The sequence below is a fragment of the Ochrobactrum vermis genome (assembly GCF_002975205.1).
Taxonomy (GTDB): Bacteria; Pseudomonadota; Alphaproteobacteria; order Rhizobiales; family Rhizobiaceae; genus Brucella; species Brucella vermis.
The window spans coordinates 2,407,321-2,426,403 of sequence record NZ_PCOC01000001.1; the positions used below are offsets into that span (position 1 = coordinate 2,407,321).

Consider the following 19,083-nt stretch of genomic DNA (forward strand, 5'->3'; position numbering starts at 1 on the left):
AACATCTCAATCCTAAAAATCGATCGATCTGCCCTTGATCTCCCAATCGCCGAAACGTGCGGGATCCTTGCCGCCGCGACCGCCGATTTCACGAGGCGCTTCGTTTGCCTTTTCGGCAACGCGGCGCGCTTCGGCTTCCTTCAGCGCGCGCTGGGCGGCAGGCGGAAGATCTTCGAACGTGCGCTTGTCCACGTTTTCCGGGCTTTGGGTTGCTTCGGCTTTTTCACTCATCGATCACATTCCCGTTCTCGGCTTTTGCTTCAAACATTGAAGCGAAGGCTTTTCATACCCATCATATAGGCAGAAAGGCTTGCTGTGCAAAACCCTTGCGGGTCACTCAGCTTAAGATTTGGAGACCGCCACGGATGAATATGACGAAAACGGCCATGCTGATCGCCCTCATGACGGCCATGTTCATGAGCATCGGCTATTTGCTGGGCGGTGGCAGCGGCATGATGATCGCGCTTGTGATCGCCGTCGCCATGAATCTGTTCGGCTACTGGAACTCCGACAAGATGGTGCTGCGCATGTACAACGCGCAGCAAGTGGATGAGCGCAGCGCGCCGGATTATTACCGCATGGTAAGCGGCCTTGCCGCCAATGCGGGCCTGCCGATGCCGAAGGTCTATATCATCCACGAAGACCAGCCGAACGCTTTTGCTACGGGCCGCAATCCCGAAAATGCCGCCGTTGCAGCCACGACCGGACTACTCAACCGCCTGACGCCGGAAGAAGTCGCAGGCGTGATGGCGCATGAGCTGGCACACGTCCAGAACCGCGACACGCTGACCATGACCATCGTGGCGACCCTTGCCGGTGCCATATCCATGCTCGGCAATTTCGCCTTCTTCCTTGGCGGCAATCGCGAGAACGGCAACGGCATCATGGGTGTCATCGGCACCATTCTCGCCATGATCGTTGCGCCCTTTGCCGCGATGATCGTGCAGATGGCCGTCAGCCGCACCCGCGAATATGCCGCCGACAAGCGCGGCGCCGAAATCTGCGGCAATCCGCTATGGCTCTCATCCGCCCTTGGCAAGATCGCGCGCGGCGCCAAGGCCATCCCAAACGAAGAGGCCGAACACAACCCGGCAACCGCGCATATGTTCATCATCAATCCGTTGAGCGGACGGGGTGCGGACAATCTTTTCTCGACACACCCGGACACTGACAACCGTATTGCGGCACTCGAACAGATGGCTGCCCAGATGGGTATCCGCTCGGCCGGAATGGCTCCCCGCGCTGCTGCCCCTTCCCAAAGCAGTGGTCCATGGGGTAATGCAGGCGATAACAACAGTGGCGGTTCCGGCTTTCGTGGACCGTGGTCATAAATAAAGTTGAACAGTGTGAACGATAAAAAGCCCGCGCCGAAGCGTGGAAATAAAAAGCCGCAATCCAACAACAGCGCTGCAGAGCTGCGCCCCGGTCTGGCCGCGCGCTTGACTGCAGCACGTCTGCTCGGCGCCGTGATCGAAAAGAACACCTCGCTCGATGGCCTGACCGACAATACGCATGGCCATCCGCAATATCTGGCGCTGGAGCCGCGCGACCGTGCGCTGGTTCGCGCCATTCTCGGTTCCGCACTGCGCAATCGCGGCAGCATCGAACGCGCCATCAACAAGCGCCTCGACCGGCCTTTGCCGGAAAATGCGGTGGCACTGAAGCATCTTCTGCATGTCGCCATCGCGCAGATTTTCTATCTCAATCTGCCTGATCATTCGGCAGTCGATCTGGCTGTGGAAGCAGCCAATGCCGATCCGCGCAATCGCAAATATGCCGGTCTCGTCAATGCACTGCTGCGGCGTCTGTCGCGCAACAAGGAACGCGCGCTCGCCCACACGCTTGAGCCTGAAACCAATGTGCCGGAGTGGTTTGCAAAGAGCATCGCCGACGCCTATGGCGCGGAAAAAGCAGCAAGCATTCTCGCCATGCATGCCTATGAGCCGTCGATCGATTTCACTGTGAAGGGTGATTCGAAGGCATGGGCCGAAAAGCTCGGCGGTGTCGCCCTGCCCAACGGTTCGGTACGCCTCCCGACGGTCGAAGGCAATCTCACCGAACTGCCCGGCTTTGCCGAGGGCGACTGGTGGGTGCAGGATGTGGCCGCCAGCCTGCCTGCGCGCCTGATGGGCGACATCAAAGGCAAACGCGTTGCCGACCTGTGTGCGGCTCCCGGCGGCAAGACGGCGCAGCTTGTGCTTCAGGGCGCAGACGTGACAGCACTCGATATGTCCGAAAACCGGCTCAAGCGCCTGCGCGGCAATCTGGAACGTCTCGGTTTCGAGGCGAAGACCGTCGCTACCAATCTGATGGATTTCCAGCCGGAAGAACTGTTCGACGCAGTCCTTCTGGATGCGCCCTGCTCTTCCACCGGCACCGTGCGCCGTCACCCTGACGTGCCGTGGACCAAGACGCCGCAGGACATTGCAAAGCTCGCCGAACTTCAGGGCAAGCTGCTGGCGCATGCGGCCACTCTGGTCAAACCCGGCGGCGTGATCGTCTTTTCCAATTGCTCGCTGCATCCGCTTGAAGGCGAGGAAATGGCGCGCAAGGCGGCGAAAAATCCGTTGCTTGCGCCCTACCCGATCACAGAGCAGGATTGCCCCGGCCTGGAAGGGCTGGTGACGGCGGAAGGTTTTCTGCGATCCACGCCGGCAGACCTGCCTTCGGATCGTTTTGACGGCAATCCGCACATGGCTGGCATGGATGGATTCTTCGCGGCCCGCTTCAAGCGCGTATAGCAATCGCTGCTAAATGAGCAATATTGGCATACGATGCATGACTTGCCTCGTATGGTTAACGCTCGATTCATCATTTCTGTACAATTGTATAAAAGGAAACCGGCTGTTCGATCTGGCCGCAGAATAATGACAAACGATACGGAGAAAGACCGGGTGGCAGTCGCCCTCAGCGAAACCCCACACCTCTGGGGACTGGCCGTTGCACAGGCGTGGCGCAAGTTCAGCCGCCGTCTGCGCATGGGGCCGCTCTATCGCTGGCGCTTCACCGGCTTTACCCCGGATCGCATCCTGATCGCACCACCCGATCTGCGCGTCGCAGACCCGCAGCTTGCGCAGGAATTCTATCACGGTCGTTTTGCCCTTGCTGGACGCCTTGTCGAAACAGGCGGACTGTCGCCTTTCGCCGTCGAGCCGCCGACGCCCGAATGGGAAGCTGCACTTCACAGTTTCGGCTGGCTGCGTCATCTGAAAAGCGCCAATAGCGAACTGGCGACCGCCAATGCGCGCGCGCTTATTGATGACTGGATGCGCATGTTCGGCAAGCGCATCGGTGGTCTCGCCTGGTCGCCCGAGGTGACCGCCCAGCGCATCATCGCCTGGCTTCAGCATTCAAACCTCATTTTGTCCGGAGCCGAACTCCCCGCCTATCGTCGCTTCATGCGCTCGCTGGCCATGCAGGTGCGCTATCTGCGCACAGTGGCTGCCGCCATGGATGACGGCGAAGAACGCTTACGCGCCCGCATCGCGTTGGCATTCGCCGCTCTGGCGCTACCAGTATCGCCGCCGACGGCACGCGCCGCCCGACGCAATCTTGAATATGAGCTGAAGCGTCAGATCCTGCCCGATGGCGGGCATATCTCGCGTAATCCGGTCACTGTTCTGGAACTTCTGGCCGATCTTCTCCCGCTCCGCCAGACCTATGCCAACGGCACGGAATCACCGCCCAAGGCGCTGATCGAAGCTGTCGAACGCATGTTGCCAGCCCTGCGGTTTTTCCGCCATCAGGATGGCAGCCTTGCGCTTTTCAACGGCGTCGGCCCGACCATGCCGGAACGCATCATCTCGGTTCTGCGACACGACGAAACGGCTGGCTCGCCGCTGACCCATGCCCCCTATTCCGGCTATGAACGGCTGTCGATGGGGTCAACCACCGTCATCGCCGATACAGGACTGCCGCCTCCGGTCACCGCTTCGCGAGATGCCCATGCCGGTTGCCTCGCCTTCGAAATGTCCTCCGGGCGCCAGCGCTATATCGTCAATTCCGGCATCGACCGTTTCGGTCCGCCGGAATTTCGTCCCTTGGGCCGCTCGACGGCTGCGCACTCCACCGTTACCATCAACGACACTTCCTCGTGCCGCTTCAGCCTCAATGCGGGCCTTTCCAACATGATCGGCACGCCGATCATTGCAGGCCCTGCCCGCGTGCAGCGTGACCGGATCGAGGAAATGGGACGGCAGGGATTTGTAGCCAGCCATGACGGCTATGCGCGCCTGTTCGGCATCTATCATGAACGTCGCCTCGTGCTTTCCCACAATGGCAGCGTCATCCAGGGCGCGGACCGTTTCTATCGCGGCGATGGCCGTCCGCTGAAAGCGAATGGACGCGACAATATTGCCGTGCGTTTCCATCTGCATCCGTCAGTCGACATTTCCTTCGATGAGAACGGATTGATCGTTCTGTCGGCGGACCGCGACGACACCTGGGTCTTCTCCTGCTTTGAAGTTGCACCGCAACTGGAAGATTCGATCTTCTTTGCAGGATTCCGCGGCCCTGTGACGTCAAAGCAGATCGTGCTTTCCTTCCCGGCTTCCGAATTGCCGGAAGTGAACTGGCAGTTCAGCCGCGTCGCGCTCGGCAGTTACGTATAAAGTTCAAACCGGTCTTTTGCGGTAGGATTCTCGGCGCGGCTGTGTTAGGGCGAGCCGTCCACTTTCCTGAACGCATCCGTTTCAGCAACGAAGAGACCAACTCCCTATGGCTGTCAGCTCCAAGCATATTCCCGCTCCCGATCTTCATCGGGTGCGCCGCGCTCTCATTTCCGTGTCCGACAAGACCGGCCTCATCGATTTCGCCAAGGCACTTCATGCCCATGGCGTTGAAATCCTCTCGACCGGCGGCACCGCCAAGTCGATTGCCGCAGAAGGCATTCCTGTAAAGGACGTTTCGGAAGTCACCGGCTTTCCGGAAATCATGGACGGACGCGTGAAGACGCTGCACCCGTCGGTGCATGGCGGTCTGCTCGCAGTGCGCAACGACCCTGAACACGTCGCAGCCATGGAAGCGCACGGCATTGGCGGTATCGATCTCGCCGTCATCAATCTCTACCCGTTTGAAGAAGTCCGCTTCAAGGGCGGCGACTACGACACCACTGTCGAGAACATCGACATTGGCGGCCCGGCGATGATCCGCGCTTCGGCCAAGAACCATGCCTATGTCGCAACCGTTGTCGATCCCGCTGACTACGCAGACGTTGTAGCTGAACTCGAAAAGAACGCAGGCTCGCTGCCGATTTCTTTCCGCAAAAAGCTCGCAGCCAAGGCGTTCTCGCGCACTGCTGCTTATGACGCCGCGATTTCCAACTGGTTTGCCGAAGCAATCAACGAAGAAACCCCCGTCTATCGTTCGGTTGCAGGCAAGCTGCATTCGGTCATGCGCTATGGTGAAAACCCGCACCAGACGGCTGGCTTTTATCTAACGGGCGAACAGCGCCCCGGCGTCGCCACCGCGACCCAGCTTCAGGGCAAGCAGCTTTCCTACAACAACATCAACGACACCGATGCAGCCTTCGAACTCGTCGCCGAATTCGATCCAGCCCGCACCGCAGCCGTTGCCATTATCAAGCACGCCAATCCTTGCGGCGTCGCGGAAGCTGCAACGATCACCGAAGCTTATCTCAAGGCGCTTGCCTGCGATCCGGTTTCGGCTTTTGGCGGCATCGTCGCCCTCAATCAAACGCTTGATGAAAAAGCTGCTGAAGAAATCGTCAAGATTTTCACCGAAGTCATCATCGCACCGGACGCCACCGAAGGCGCACAAGCCATCGTCGCGGCCAAGAAAAACCTGCGCCTGCTCGTGACCGGCGGTATGCCAGACCCACGCGCCAAGGGCATTGCCGCCAAGACTGTTGCCGGAGGTCTGCTGGTTCAGTCGCGCGACAACGGCGTGGTCGATGATCTCGATCTCAAGGTCGTCACCAAGCGTGCACCGACCGAAGCCGAACTCAACGATCTGAAATTCGCCTTCCGCGTCGGCAAGCATGTGAAGTCGAACGCCATCGTCTATGTGAAGGATAGCGCAACGGTCGGCATCGGCGCAGGTCAGATGAGCCGCGTGGATTCGGCTCGCATCGCAGCCCGCAAGGCGGAAGATGCTGCTGAGGCCGCAGGCCTTGCAGAACCGCTCACCAAGGGTTGCGTGGTCGCTTCCGACGCCTTCTTCCCCTTCGCCGATGGTCTGCTTTCTGCCGTTCAGGCCGGTGCGACCGCCGTCATCCAGCCGGGCGGCTCAATGCGTGACGACGACGTGATCGCCGCTGCCGACGAACATGGCATCGCCATGGTCATGACGGGGATGCGCCATTTCCGGCACTAACCCCTTATAGAACATGCATTTATCGAGGCCCCGGAACCAACCATTCCGGGGCTTTCGTTTACGTTGAGTTTCGTATTGTTTCGTTTAAATTCGTTTTAAACATAAGCCAGATCAACGGAGAAACCCGCCCCATGACGCAGTTTATCGGTTCCATCGACCAGGGAACCACGAGTTCGCGTTTCATCATTTTCGACAGGCAGGGCGATATCGTCGCGAGCGACCAGCGCGAACACGAGCAGGTTTATCCGAAAGCGGGCTGGGTCGAACACAATCCGCTGGAAATATGGCGCAACACGCAGCATGTGATTGCCGCCGCACTCAAAAAGGCAAAACTGAAGGCAGGCGATATTGCTTCTGTCGGCATCACCAACCAGCGCGAAACCACCTTGCTCTGGGACAGAAAGACCGGTGTGCCGCTTTATAATGCGGTCGTGTGGATGGATACCCGCACCGACGAACTCGTTGCCCGCTACACGAAGGAGGGCGGCGCGGATCGCTTGCGCGCCAGGACGGGCCTGCCGATTTCCACCTATTTCTCCGGCCTCAAGCTGCGCTGGATACTCGACAATGTTCCCGGTGCGCGCGAGAAGGCCGAAGCTGGCGACGCCCTTTTCGGCACCATCGACACATGGCTGGTCTGGAACCTGACCGGTGGCACCGATGGAGGCATTCACATCACCGATGTGACCAATGCATCCCGTACCCAGCTGATGGATCTGGCGACGTTGAAATGGGACGAGGACATCCTCCGCCTGTTCGATATTCCAGCCGCCTGCCTGCCGGAAATCCGCTCTTCAAGCGAAGTCTATGGCGAGATCACGCTGCCGTCGCTTTCCGGCGTCAAACTTGCGGGCATTCTGGGCGACCAGCAGGCCGCGCTCTTCGGTCAGGCCTGTCTGGAGCCGGGGGAAGCCAAGAACACCTACGGCACCGGCTGCTTCATGCTGATGAATACCGGCGAAAAACTGGTGCCCTCCAATTACGGGCTGCTGACCACGGTTGCCTACAAGCTCGACGGCGCCAAGCCGGTCTATGCGCTGGAAGGGTCCATCGCCATCACCGGCGCTCTGGTGCAATGGCTTCGCGATAATCTCGGCATCATCAAGAACAGCAGCGATATCGAGACGCTGGCGCGCACCGTCGATGATAATGGCGACGTCTATTTCGTTCCGGCCTTTTCCGGTCTCTTTGCGCCGCACTGGCAGGATTCCGCGCGGGGCATCATTGCTGGTCTGACCCGCTTCGCCAATAAGGGCCACATTGCGCGCGCAGCACTTGAAGCAAGCGCCTATCAGGTGCGCGAAGTGCTTGAGGCGATGGTCAAGGATTCCGGCGTAGAGATCACGGAGCTGCGCGCCGATGGCGGCATGACCATCAACGACCTTCTCATGCAGTTCCAGTCCGACATTCTGGATGTACCGGTCGTGCGCCCGAAAATCATCGAGACGACGGCGCTGGGCGCTGCCTATGCGGCGGGGCTTGCCGTCGGTTACTGGAAATCAACAAAGGACATTATCGAAAACTGGCAGGTGGGCCAGCGCTGGCATCCGCGAATGCCGGTCGAAGAGAGCACGCGCCTGTTTCGCGCCTGGGAAAAGGCAGTGCAACGTTCGCTCGGCTGGATCGAATAAAGCCGGCTGACTATCCTGGTTCCGGCCCGTCACAGCGGGCCGGCTGTGACCTGCTTGTTGGCGGGATAAGGCGTGATGGCCGCCAGATAGAGCCCGACAGCGAAGAACAGCACCAGGACCGACATCCCGAGCGTAGCCGACTGCGTAAGCGCGGTAACGGTTGCCACGAGGAAAGGACCGAGGAAGCTGGTTGCACGTCCGGAAAGCGCGTAGATGCCGAAATAGCGGCCCGATTCCTCCGGCTTGACGCTGCGGGCAAACCACGACCGGGATGAAGCCTGTACCGGACCGAATGCTGTACCAAGCAGAATGCCGTAAAACAGGTAGGCATGTTCGGCAGACGTCGAGAACAGGCCTTGCGTCACCGAATAGTCAAGCGCCACCAGACCAAACAGCAGGTAGTCCCGCCCCGTCGACACCATTCCTATGGTAGCAAGAAGCAGCAGCACGACCGCAATCATGACGATCACCTTGGAGCCGAAGCGCGTATCCATGCGGCTGGCTATCAGGCAACTGAAGGTCGCGATGATGATCGTGAACATGCCATAGAGCCCGATTTCGGTAATGGACCAGTTAAATAAAGACGCCGCATAGCCTGCCCCCAGAGCCGCGATGGAATTGACGCCATCCTGATAGATCATCCGGGCAACCAGAAACCGCCTGATCCCGGAACGCCTGCGCACTTCGCCAAGTGTGGCCTTCAATTCCGACAGGCCTTTGCCGACAGCCTGCCGCAAGGGCTTTCCTCGTGCCTGATCGGGCGTGAACAGGAACATCGGCAGGATGAAAACCAGATACCAGATAGCCGAAATCGGCCCCGTTATTCGGGCGTCCTCCCCTTTAGTCGGGTCGAGCCCGAACAAAGGCTTTATGCCGATGATCGTCCTGCCGGTTTCAGGCGAAGCCGAAAGGCACAGGACGACAAAGAAAAGAACGATCATACCGCCCATATAACCAAGGCCCCAGGCCAGGTTCGAGACCTTTCCGATATCTTCCCGCGGAATCAGGCGCGGCATCATGGAATCGTTGAAGACGATGGAAAACTCTGCCGAGATCATTGCGATGCTGAAAGCGAGAAGCACCCAGAACAGGCTTGCGCCAGGCACGGCGAACCACAGCATCATGAGGCTCACGATCTTCAAAACGGCAAAGAAGCCGATCCATGGTTTGCGCGCGCCGGTCTGATCGGCAATCGAGCCGAGAACCGGAGAGAGGATGGCAATAACGAAGCTGGCGGCGGCAAAGCCATATCCCCATGCGATCTGGCCAGCCTGCGGCGTTACTGCCATGCGGGATATGAAATACGGACCGAAGATGAACGTGACCACGACCGAAAAAAAGGGCTGCGCTGCCCAGTCAAAGAATATCCAGCCCCAGATGCCGCGCCGCATGGCATGGCTGCGGGCAGTCGCAACCTGATCGCTCAATTGCTCATTCCTTCCCCCGAAACCGAAAGCTATTTCCGAATAAGGACCGGCCAGTCGATCGGATGCTTCTCTTTGTTTTTACGCATTATCCTGCGCAAAACCGCTTCGCACTTTTGCTGGAAATGCTCTAGCGGGACCATATAACCCGAAATGTAAATGCAAAAGAAATGAAAAGGGCGGCCAAAGCCGCCCTTCTGCAAAAATTATATCGTGGCTTTTTACTTTGCGAGATCCGACATCAGGCCCGCCGCAACCGCCAGTCGCGAGACTGTCAGATCACCACCTTCTGTCAGCGCCACCATGCGGCTTTTCACCTGCTCGATACGCGCGCCGTCGGCTGCAAACCAGGCTGCAGCCGGGTCCTTGTCCTTGGCAAAACGCTTGAGCGCCGTAATGGTGATACCGCGTGCAGCCTGCGTGATCGTATCGCTTGCTCGTGACAGAGCAAGCCCGTCATAATAGTCCGTGACGGGGATGGAGCGCGCGGCTTCCTCGATGCGACCGATGCGGAAGGCTTCCGAAACACCGAAATAGGTCTTGGCGGTCGCCACCCGATCAGCGCCGGCCAGATGCGCGATCAGTGCAATATCCGGCATGATGCCTGCAAGCTGCAGATTGGCGAGACGCTGTGCGAGCTTTTCCGGCGCACCTTTTTCCACAAAAGCGGCCTTGTCGGCCTGAAGCGCGCTTTTCAGGTATTCCGGCATCAGGCCGTCGAAACGCGGTTCCAGCTCGGCACGTGCCCTGGTGATCGTATCCACCAGTTCTGTCAGGTTGGCGCGTGTCGTGTCGTTGCGCAGCACCCAGGCCGTCGTCGCCTGCAGCATTTCGCCGACGAGATGGTAGAACTGGTTCTGCACATCGCCCGTCACCTTGCTGTCGAGCGCATCGATGGCATCGTAGATCGTGTCGATATCGAAGCCGTCACGCACCGCCACATAGGCGCGGACGATATCGGCGGGCGACTTGCCCGTCGTATCGGCCAGACGGCTGATGAAGGTGATACCGCCCCGGTTGATGATATCGTTTGCCAGCAAAGTAGCGACGATTTCGCGGCGCAGACGATGGCCTGAGATTTCCTCGGCGTAAGTCTTGGTCATGCGCTTCGGGAAATAGCCGAATAACAGCGACTGGAAGTAAGGCTCGTCCGGAAGCTGACTTGCCACCAGATCATCCGACAGAGACAGCTTGGCATAAGCGAGCAGAACCGCCAGTTCCGGGCGCGTCAGTGGCTGGCCTGCCTTCTGGCGTTCAGCCAACAGCGCATCGGATGGCAGATACTCGACCTTACGGTCGAGAAGCTTGCGGTTTTCAAGCTCCGCCATGAATCGCGCCTGATAGGGCAGTTCCGCCAAACCCTGCCTTTCGCTGAGCGAAAGCGCCAGCGGCTGCAGGTAGTTGTTGCGCAGAACCAGTTCGGACACATCGTCGGTCATGCTGACCAGAAGCTTGTTGCGCGCCGGCCGCTTGAGATTGCCCGAACGCATGGCAGCCGCCAGCGCGATCTTGATGTTGACCTCGACGTCCGAACAGTTGACGCCCGCCGAATTGTCGATGGCATCGGTATTACCGCGACCGCCTGCCAGCGCATATTCGATGCGCCCGCGCTGTGTCACGCCAAGGTTTGCACCTTCACCGATCACACGCGCTCCCACTTCCGAGCCGGTGATACGGATCGCATCATTGGCACGGTCGCCAACCTGCGCATCCGTTTCAGCCGACGAGCGGATATAGGTGCCGATACCGCCGAACCAGAGGAGATCGACCTTCGATTTCAGGATCGCGGTCATGATTTCCTGCGGCGTGCCGGAGGTCTTTCCAAGGCCGATGACTGCGGCAGCTTCTGCTGACAAGGTGATCGTCTTCTGGCTGCGGCTATAAATGCCACCACCAGCCGATAGCTTGGAGCGGTCATAATCCTGCCAGCTCGAACGCGGCAGTTCGAACAGACGCTTGCGTTCGGCAAAGCCATCGGCCGGAACCGGATCCGGATCGATGAAGATATCGCGATGGTCGAACGCCGCCACCAGCCGGATCTGTTCGGAAAGCAACATGCCGTTGCCGAACACATCGCCCGACATGTCGCCCACACCGGCAACCGTGAAAGGCTCAGTCTGGATATCCGTGTCGAATTCGCGGAAATGCCGCTTCACGGCTTCCCACGCACCGCGCGCGGTGATGCCCATGCCCTTATGGTCGTAGCCTGCGGAACCGCCGGATGCGAAGGCATCGTCCAGCCAGAAATCATGCGCCTGACTGATGGCATTGGCCGTATCGGAGAAGGTAGCTGTGCCCTTGTCGGCGGCAACGACGAAATAAGGATCGTCATTGTCATGGCGCACGACTTCCGCCGGCGGCACAACATGGTTGTCCTCGATATTGTCGGTGACCGAAAGAAGCGTCGAGATAAACACCTTGTAGGCATCGCGACCGGCTTCGAACACCACATTGCGATCACCGCCGACCGGCAGACGCTTCGGATAGAAGCCGCCCTTGGCACCGACCGGCACGATCACCGCATTCTTGACCTGCTGTGCCTTCACGAGACCCAGCACTTCGGTGCGATAATCCTGCGCACGGTCCGACCAGCGCAAACCGCCACGGGCAACAGCGCCGAAGCGTAAGTGCACGCCTTCCACTTCAGGCCCATAGACGAAGATTTCGCGATAGGGGCGCGGGTCCGGCAGGCCTTCGACCAGACGCGGATTGAGCTTGAAGGCGAAGGTGACGCGCGGCTTGCCTTCAGCATCCGGCGAGAAAGCATTGGTGCGCAACGTTGCTTCGATCAGATTGCGGAAACGGCGCAAAATCTGGTCGTCATCGATGCTCGGCACGCCAAGCAATGCGGTCTCGATGGCATCGACCAGCTTCTTTTCAGCCGCATCACGGCGCTTTGCCGAAGGATTGAAGCGCAGGTCGAACAGCGAATAGAGATCGCTGGCGATTTCCGGATAGCGGTTCAGTGCTGCCGCGATGAAGCCCTGCGAATAGGCAATGCCAGCCTGCTGCAGATAACGGCCATAGGAACGCAGGATCATGATCTGGCGTGCCGTCAGCCGGGCGGTCTGCACCAGCGCGTTATAGCCGTCATTATCAGCCAGACCGTCCCAGACGTTGCGGAACACATCTTCCAGCATCTCGCCGTCATCGGAAAGATCGACCGGTGCGCCATAGGCGTTCACGAGCTGCATGTCGTGCACGTAGACTGCGGCACCGTCCTTGCCAGCATGCGGCAGGTCGATGGTCTGCTCGCTGACGACACGGAAGCCCATATTTTCCAGAAGCGGCACACGCTGCGACAGCACAACCGGCGCGCCGTGATGGTAGAGCTTCAGCGAAACAGCGTCAGGACCATCGGTACGATAGCGATAGAAGTCCACGAAAAGCGGAGCCTCTGCGCTCAGACCGGCGATGCGTTCAGCATCGACCAGCGCTTCCGGTGCTGTGAAGATTTCGCGATAGGAAGGCGGGAAGCTTGCAGCAAGCGCGATGGTCTTTGCGTCCGCGCTGTCCGAGCTTTCACGCACGGCGTCGTCCCAGGTGCGGACGATGGCGCGCACTTCGGCTTCCAGTGCTTCACGATCCACGTGCGGCGTGGAACGCTCGTGACGGCGGATCACAAACTGGACGCGCGTCAGGCCGTTCTGCAGGAAGACCGGGTGGAATTCGAAACTGTCACCGCCATAGACGTCCACCAGATAGTGGCCGATCTTCTCGCGCACGACCGAGTCGTAACGATCACGCGGAATATAGATCAATACAGTCGCGAAACGGCCAAAACGATCAAGACGCGGAACGGCGCGTACACGCGGACGTTCGCCGAGCGCTAGAATCAGTTCGGCATTGGCTGTCAGGCTTTCCACGTCGATCTGGAAAAGCTCGTCGCGTGGATATTCTTCCAGCACGTTGATGAGCGCCTTGCCCGAATGATCCTCGCGGTTGAAACCCAGATGCTTGATAACCGCATCAGCCTTGGAACGGATGAACGGAATGCCTGCAACCGAACTCGTATAGGCAACCGAGGTGAAGAGACCAACAAGGCGCAGTTCGCCGATGGCTTCGCCCTTCTCTCCAAAAATCTTCACGCCGACATAATCGAGATAGGAGCGGCGATGCACCAGCGAAAGCGAATTCGCCTTGGTCACGATCAGCGGTTCGTTGCTGTCGAGGAATTCGGTCACCTCGCGAGGGGTCACCGTGTCGTCGTCATCCTTGCGCAGAACGCGGACTTCACTGTCGTTGAGAATACCGAGCGTTTCCTTGACCGGAACCAGTTCGCGCTTGTCACCCTTGCCCTTGAAGGTCAGCTCGCGCAGTCCAAGGAAGATGAAACGGTCGTCGCGCAGCCATTCAAGAAACGCGATGGCTTCCGGCATGGCCGGATCGCTCGTCATTTCAGAAACGCGCTTGTAATCGGCAATCGCGCCATCGAGGCGCTTGAGCATCGGCTTCCAGTCGCTGACAGCGGCACGAACCTGTCCAAGCACGCGCTTGATGGCGGCAGTCAGATCGGCTTTGGTCTGCTTGTCGAGGGCGGGAAGATGAATCTGTACCAGGCTGACGCGCTCAACGCCCTTGGCAGGCGCGAGCTGCGATGCTTCACCCAGAATGACCAGCTCGTCCTTTTCATGCGCAATATCCAGAACCGGATGCACGACCATGAAAATCTGGCTGACATGATCGTTCAGCTCACCCATTATGGAGTCGAGCAGGAACGGCATATTGTCATTGACGATGGTGATGACGCTCACCGGCCGGCTATGGGGCTTACCATGGCGTTCGATACCGTTATCGACGCTGATGATGCTCTTACCCTTGCGATAGGCTTCGAGGGCGGCATAGCCGTGACGGGCTGAACTGTCGAGGGCGGCAGCATCGTAAGCGGCCAGATCTTCTGGTGGCGCCCATTCGAAGAGAAGCTGCGAAAAGGCTGTAAGCGCCTTCGACTTTCCTCCCTTCTTCTCCTCCTTGCTTGCCTTGGAACCTTTAACCTTGCTCGACCGATCCTGCTTTGCAGTCACGTCGGATACTCCTGTCATGATGGCAATGCGCGCCAAACTAGCAGATTAGGCATTGGTTTCGATGGTATTTCATTGAAAATAACGAAAATTTTCCCGGAAAGTCAGAAAGACAGCATTTAATCCATTTAATTTGGAACAAAACTTCGAAAACTTCCCGCGAAATTTCGGATTATGCCAGCGGATTTCCCCGCCGGTCGCGAAACGCCCCGCAAAAGGGTGATGCCGCAGGCCAGCTTCGCCACATTTCAGACTAAAGTTGCAGATGATTCTGATAAAGGAACTGGCCGGTCAGAGCTCGATCAAGTGGTCGTCGAGTTCATTGACATTTTCCGGCCCTGCCGGGAAATGTTTCTCCAGCAAAAGCCCGGCCTGACCGATGGCCAGCACGAAACCTTCGGCCACCTGTGCGCGCGATGCATGATGGATGAGCGTCGCGACGATCGCATTCCACTCCTCCTGCTCGACACGCGCATGGATGCCCGCATCGGCGATCACCTCGGCATAATGTTCAGCCATCGAGACGAAGAGCAGAATGCCGGTACGATGCTCCGTAATATGAACATTGCGCGCCAGAAACTGTTGCAGGGCATTGAGATGGGCGCGCTTGTAACGGATGCGGCGCGGCACCAGCAACATGCGGATTGCCGGGAAAAACCACAGCACCAGCATCGCAGTCAGGAATGCCGCCAGCACTGCAAGCCCGAACATGGGCAGGCGGATATCGAACCAATACCAATGGGCGGCAAAGGCCGCGATCACCGAAGCAACCAGAATACCGCAGGTCGCAACAAAGCCCGCCGCAAAGAAATAGTCGTCGCTGGAGCGCGCCAGGACGGCATAGATTTCGCCGCTGGTTTCGGCCTCCGCCTTGCGGATGGCCTCGGCAATGCGGGCATGGCCCTCGGCGCCAATCAGCGTGTGATGCTTCATCTTTGCGTCTCCCTACCAGCTACCCGAGGCGCCGCCACCACCGGATGAGCCGCCACCGCCGGAGAAACCGCCGCCTCCGCCGCCGGACGACCAGCCACCGCCGCCCCAGCTGCCCCCGCCCCTGCCGCCGGAGCCGCCGCCGCGATTGTTGTAATCCATAACCACGCCGAGCCACTGATATTTGCCGGGCCCGATCTTGCGCCCGAAAACCGGCGTTAGGATCGCCATGCCGAAACCGCCGAAGAAGATCAGGCACCAGAAGGCGATGAAGACGACGAAGATCCAGTCAACATCGTCCGAACTCGACTGCACATTGCGCTTGGCGCGCGCTTCAAGCTCGGCCGCATCGCCGGAAAGAACCGAAAGAATGCCGTCAACGCCCTGCACGATGCCTTTTGAATAATCGCCGGTGCGGAATTCGGGAATGATGGTGCCATTGATGATGACGCTTGAAAGCGCGTCGGTCATGACGCCTTCGAGGCCATAGCCGACCTCGATGCGCACCTTGCGGTCATTGGGCGCAACCACCAGCAATATGCCGTTGTTTTCCTGTTTCTGCCCCAGCGCCCAGGCGCGGAACAGACGGTTGGAATAGGTTTCGATGTCTTCGCCATTGAGGCTGGGAACCGTCACCACAACCACCTGATCCGACGACTTCGCTTCGAAATCGGCAAGCTTCTGGGTCAGTTGCTGGCGCTCTGCGGGATCGATGATCCCCGCCGCATCCACCACGCGACCGGTCAAGGCCTGTGCAGGCTTCGCCGCATCCTGTGCAAGGGCTGCCGTGTGCAGCGTCAGCGCTGCGGAAAACAGCATGAAAGCGAGCGCAAGGAGATGCCGCGGCCAGCGAAGGCCGCGACGATCAGCCAAGAGTGCTGCACCCGCCCCGAAACGCATCATGAAACGCGCCGTCAGTTGAAGTTGACTTTGGGCGCGGCCTGGCTGCCTGCATCAGCACTGAAGCTCTGCATCGGCTGCGCATCGCGATACCAGATCCACGTCCAGATCATCGTCGGCATGGTGCGCAGCGACGTGTTGTAGACGCGAACCGCCTCGATATAGTCGCGGCGTGCGACGGCGATGCGGTTTTCAGTGCCCTCGAGCTGCGACTGCAATGCAAGGAAGTTCTGGTTGGCTTTCAGGTCCGGATAGCGCTCGACCACCACCATCAGGCGCGACAGCGCGCTCGTCAGATTGGCCTGATTATCCTGAAACTGCTTGAAGAGCTCAGGATTGTTGAGCGTTTCCGGGGTGATCTGCACTTGCGTCGCCTTGGCGCGCGCATCGATCACCGCTTGCAGCGTGTCCTTTTCATGGGCGGCATAGCCCTTCACGGTCTCGACCAGATTGGGCACGAGATCGGCGCGGCGCTGGTACTGGTTCTGCACCTCGCTCCATGCGGCCTTTGCCTTTTCCTCATTGGTCGGGATCGTGTTGAAACCGCATGCGGAGAGCAGCGGAACAAGAACGGTGAGACCAAGAGCGATGAAAATACGGCGGAAAGAGAAAGAAGTGGCAACCGTCGCAGCCGACATGGACTTCTCCTGAAAAGAGCGCTTTGCCAAGCGCCGGGGATAAAATTCATCACTCACATATGCGCGTTCACGCAAATGCGAGCCGTCAAATCAACAAGATAGACGAAATTCACTCGTTTTCCAGTCGATTTAAACAACAAGGTAAAACCGGCAGGCTGGCCCTGCCCGATTTCAGGGATGCAGCCGGAGAACGCCACTTTCAACCGCCGACTGGACAGATGCAAGCGTCTGGCTCCGCGAAAACCCTTCCGTGGCCAGCACGTGCGGCTCAAGCGGACCCAGTGCAGACAATTGCCTGTGCAGTTCCGCAATCGGTCCCGGATCGGTGAGCGTGTTGCCGCCCCGCTCGCGGCAGCGCCGGATCGCCTCATCGAGAGACGGCCTCAGAACCACATAATGGAGCGGCGCGGCAAGCGTTCGGAAAGGCTCGAGGAACCACGGCCCGATGATTCCGTCGACAATGACGAAATAGCCGCCATCGGCATAAGCTTTCGCCACCTTGGTCAGCGCATCCATCACAATGGCATTTTGCACATGCGCTTCGGGCAGATAGGGCTGGATCGCACCGTTCTTGATGAAGTGCCAGAAATCGTCCGAATGAAGATGAACCTTTGGCGAACCCGGCTGGTTCGCAAGCATCTCGGCGGTTGTGGTTTTACCGGCGCCCGGTGTGCCGGTCAGGATAAGAATTTCACCAGAATGTTTCATGATCCGGCCTTATCACAAAATGACACAAGGTTCAGGTCCGACTTCTCAATTCATATCGGGATCATCGCCACAGACACCTGTGAACGCGCATCTGGAACCGATCCTCGGCCTGTGATCGGGGAGCTTTTTGATCTTCTCGCATATGCTAATCGAACTTGCATAGGTACTGTCGATTTCATTCCCGTCGATCATGACAATACCATTCCTGACGACCGGTTCAGTCTCACCTGCAGAAACGAGAAGAACAATGGACCTGAGAGCGATGTTCGCTTGATGGCAAGGTCCCATGGTCATTGCCAACTGCGCAAACGCGTTGCTGGCAACAGGTTCTGCCCCTTCCGCTACCGGTTCATTCTGTTCCTGAAGTACGGCCAAGGCTTCAAAAAACGGGCCATCCTGTTTCTTGATCTGTGTAGCAAGTGCGTCCAGACCAGCCTTGTCCCCAGCCTCAATGAGGTCAGCAATCCGGTCTTCGAGGCGCTGCGCTGCCGCTCCGTCTTCAAAAGAGATAACCGCCGCCGCCAGTTCCTTCGCTTCCATTGCGCCCGCCGGACCGGCAAGCCCGGCAAGCTCGGCGACAATAAGCGCCGACAGCACTGTGGCAAGTTTCAAGGCAACCCTCACTTGCATCCTTCATCCCCCGCGAAAGTCGCCAACAAAGAAAGCGGCGGATTGCTCCGCCGCTTTCTCAAAATGCAAACTGCGCGAAAGATTATTCGCTTGCAGCTTCTTCAGCCGGAGCAGCAGCGGCGGCAGCAGCTTCAGCGGCTTTTGCAGCAGCTTCTTCTTCAGCCTGCTTGGCCATGGCCAGACGTTCCACGGCCTTCTTGCCCGGCTCACCCTTGGTCGGGTTGCTGCGGGTCGGACGCTTTACCAGGCCAGCCTGATCGAGGAAGCGCAGAACGCGGTCGGTCGGCTGTGCGCCCTGCGAAATCCAATGCTGGATGCGGTCAGCGTCGAGCTTCACGCGTTCAGCGTCCTTGGCAAGCATCGGGTTCCATGCGCCAACGGTTTCGATGAAGCGGCCGTCACGCGGGCTGCGGACGTCAGCGATGACGATGTGGTAGTAAGGACGCTTCTTGGAGCCAGCGCGGGCGAGACGAATCTTCAGAGACATTTTTTCTTTCCTTTAGACAAGTGGTTCTGCCCTGACGGGCGATTGGTTGAGCCGTTGGACGGCTATTCACTTTCCGCCGTGGTTTGCGGCGGCATGCTCATGATGCCGAATGACTTCCTTCACGATGAAGTTCAGGAATTTTTCGGCGAAATCTGGATCGAGATGGGCGTCAACAGCGAGACCACGAAGGCGCTCTACCTGACGCTTCTCGCGGGCCGGGTCAGCAGCAGCAAGGCCGCGCTCGGCTTTCAGGACACCCACAGCCTTGGTGCAGCGAAAGCGCTCCGCAAGCATGTGGATCAGCGCCGCATCGATATTGTCGATGGAGGCGCGCAGTGCCAGAAGTTCAGCCGGTGCAGTGTTCTGTTCGTCGTTCATGAT

At 58.8% G+C, this 19,083-nt stretch carries 15 protein-coding genes; 5 read left to right on the plus strand and 10 right to left on the minus strand.

The window, feature by feature from the left end:
• Positions 1-12 precede the first annotated feature (12 nt).
• A complete protein-coding gene (locus CQZ93_RS11945; RefSeq protein WP_105542743.1) occupies positions 13-231 on the minus strand; it encodes a DUF1674 domain-containing protein in 219 nt (72 codons plus the stop codon).
• A 134-nt stretch (positions 232-365) separates the two neighbouring features.
• Between CQZ93_RS11945 and htpX the strand changes: the two genes are divergently transcribed.
• The 5 genes from htpX (at position 366) to glpK (ending at position 7,964) form a co-directional block, all read left to right on the plus strand.
• Positions 366-1,331, plus strand: a complete 966-nt coding sequence (gene htpX, locus CQZ93_RS11950) for a zinc metalloprotease HtpX (protein WP_105542744.1) — start codon at positions 366-368, stop codon at positions 1,329-1,331.
• 15 nt (positions 1,332-1,346) lie between these two features.
• The gene (locus CQZ93_RS11955) at positions 1,347-2,741 is read left to right on the plus strand and encodes an RsmB/NOP family class I SAM-dependent RNA methyltransferase (RefSeq protein ID WP_105542745.1); all 1,395 of its coding nucleotides are present in this window, start codon (positions 1,347-1,349) and stop codon (positions 2,739-2,741) included.
• Positions 2,742-2,867: 126 nt separating this feature from the next.
• Positions 2,868-4,610: a heparinase II/III family protein gene (locus CQZ93_RS11960; protein ID WP_105542746.1), complete on the plus strand. Its 1,743-nt coding sequence runs from the start codon at positions 2,868-2,870 to the stop codon at positions 4,608-4,610.
• A gap of 106 nt (positions 4,611-4,716) precedes the next feature.
• Positions 4,717-6,333, plus strand: coding sequence for a bifunctional phosphoribosylaminoimidazolecarboxamide formyltransferase/IMP cyclohydrolase (purH, locus tag CQZ93_RS11965; protein WP_105542747.1), 1,617 nt, complete (start codon positions 4,717-4,719; stop codon positions 6,331-6,333).
• Positions 6,334-6,464: 131 nt separating this feature from the next.
• Complete coding sequence (glpK, locus tag CQZ93_RS11970) at positions 6,465-7,964, plus strand: glycerol kinase GlpK (protein WP_105542748.1); 1,500 nt, start codon at positions 6,465-6,467, stop codon at positions 7,962-7,964.
• Between the two features lie 29 nt (positions 7,965-7,993).
• Here the strand turns inward: glpK and CQZ93_RS11975 are convergent, their stop codons facing one another.
• The 9 genes from CQZ93_RS11975 to CQZ93_RS12015 form a co-directional block, all read right to left on the minus strand.
• A complete protein-coding gene (locus tag CQZ93_RS11975) occupies positions 7,994-9,355 on the minus strand; it encodes an MFS transporter (protein WP_105543289.1) in 1,362 nt (453 codons plus the stop codon).
• 254 nt (positions 9,356-9,609) lie between these two features.
• Positions 9,610-14,412 (minus strand): NAD-glutamate dehydrogenase, encoded by a 4,803-nt coding sequence (locus tag CQZ93_RS11980; protein ID WP_105543290.1) that lies wholly within the window; start codon positions 14,410-14,412, stop codon positions 9,610-9,612.
• A gap of 288 nt (positions 14,413-14,700) precedes the next feature.
• The gene (locus CQZ93_RS11985; protein WP_105542749.1) at positions 14,701-15,342 is read right to left on the minus strand and encodes a TPM domain-containing protein; all 642 of its coding nucleotides are present in this window, start codon (positions 15,340-15,342) and stop codon (positions 14,701-14,703) included.
• 12 nt (positions 15,343-15,354) lie between these two features.
• Positions 15,355-16,158, minus strand: coding sequence for a TPM domain-containing protein (locus CQZ93_RS11990; protein ID WP_286153482.1), 804 nt, complete (start codon positions 16,156-16,158; stop codon positions 15,355-15,357).
• Positions 16,159-16,253: 95 nt separating this feature from the next.
• Entirely contained in the window at positions 16,254-16,877 is a 624-nt protein-coding gene (locus CQZ93_RS11995; protein ID WP_105542751.1) for a LemA family protein, read from the minus strand.
• 171 nt (positions 16,878-17,048) lie between these two features.
• On the minus strand, positions 17,049-17,585 hold the full coding sequence (locus tag CQZ93_RS12000) for an ATP-binding protein (RefSeq protein ID WP_105542752.1): 537 nt from the start codon (positions 17,583-17,585) through the stop codon (positions 17,049-17,051).
• A gap of 45 nt (positions 17,586-17,630) precedes the next feature.
• A complete protein-coding gene (locus CQZ93_RS12005) occupies positions 17,631-18,197 on the minus strand; it encodes a hypothetical protein (RefSeq protein ID WP_286153187.1) in 567 nt (188 codons plus the stop codon).
• Between the two features lie 100 nt (positions 18,198-18,297).
• Positions 18,298-18,702, minus strand: coding sequence for a 30S ribosomal protein S16 (rpsP, locus tag CQZ93_RS12010; protein ID WP_105542753.1), 405 nt, complete (start codon positions 18,700-18,702; stop codon positions 18,298-18,300).
• Positions 18,703-18,768: 66 nt separating this feature from the next.
• Positions 18,769-19,080, minus strand: coding sequence for a chorismate mutase (locus CQZ93_RS12015; protein ID WP_105543292.1), 312 nt, complete (start codon positions 19,078-19,080; stop codon positions 18,769-18,771).
• Between the last annotated feature and the right edge of the window lie 3 nt (positions 19,081-19,083).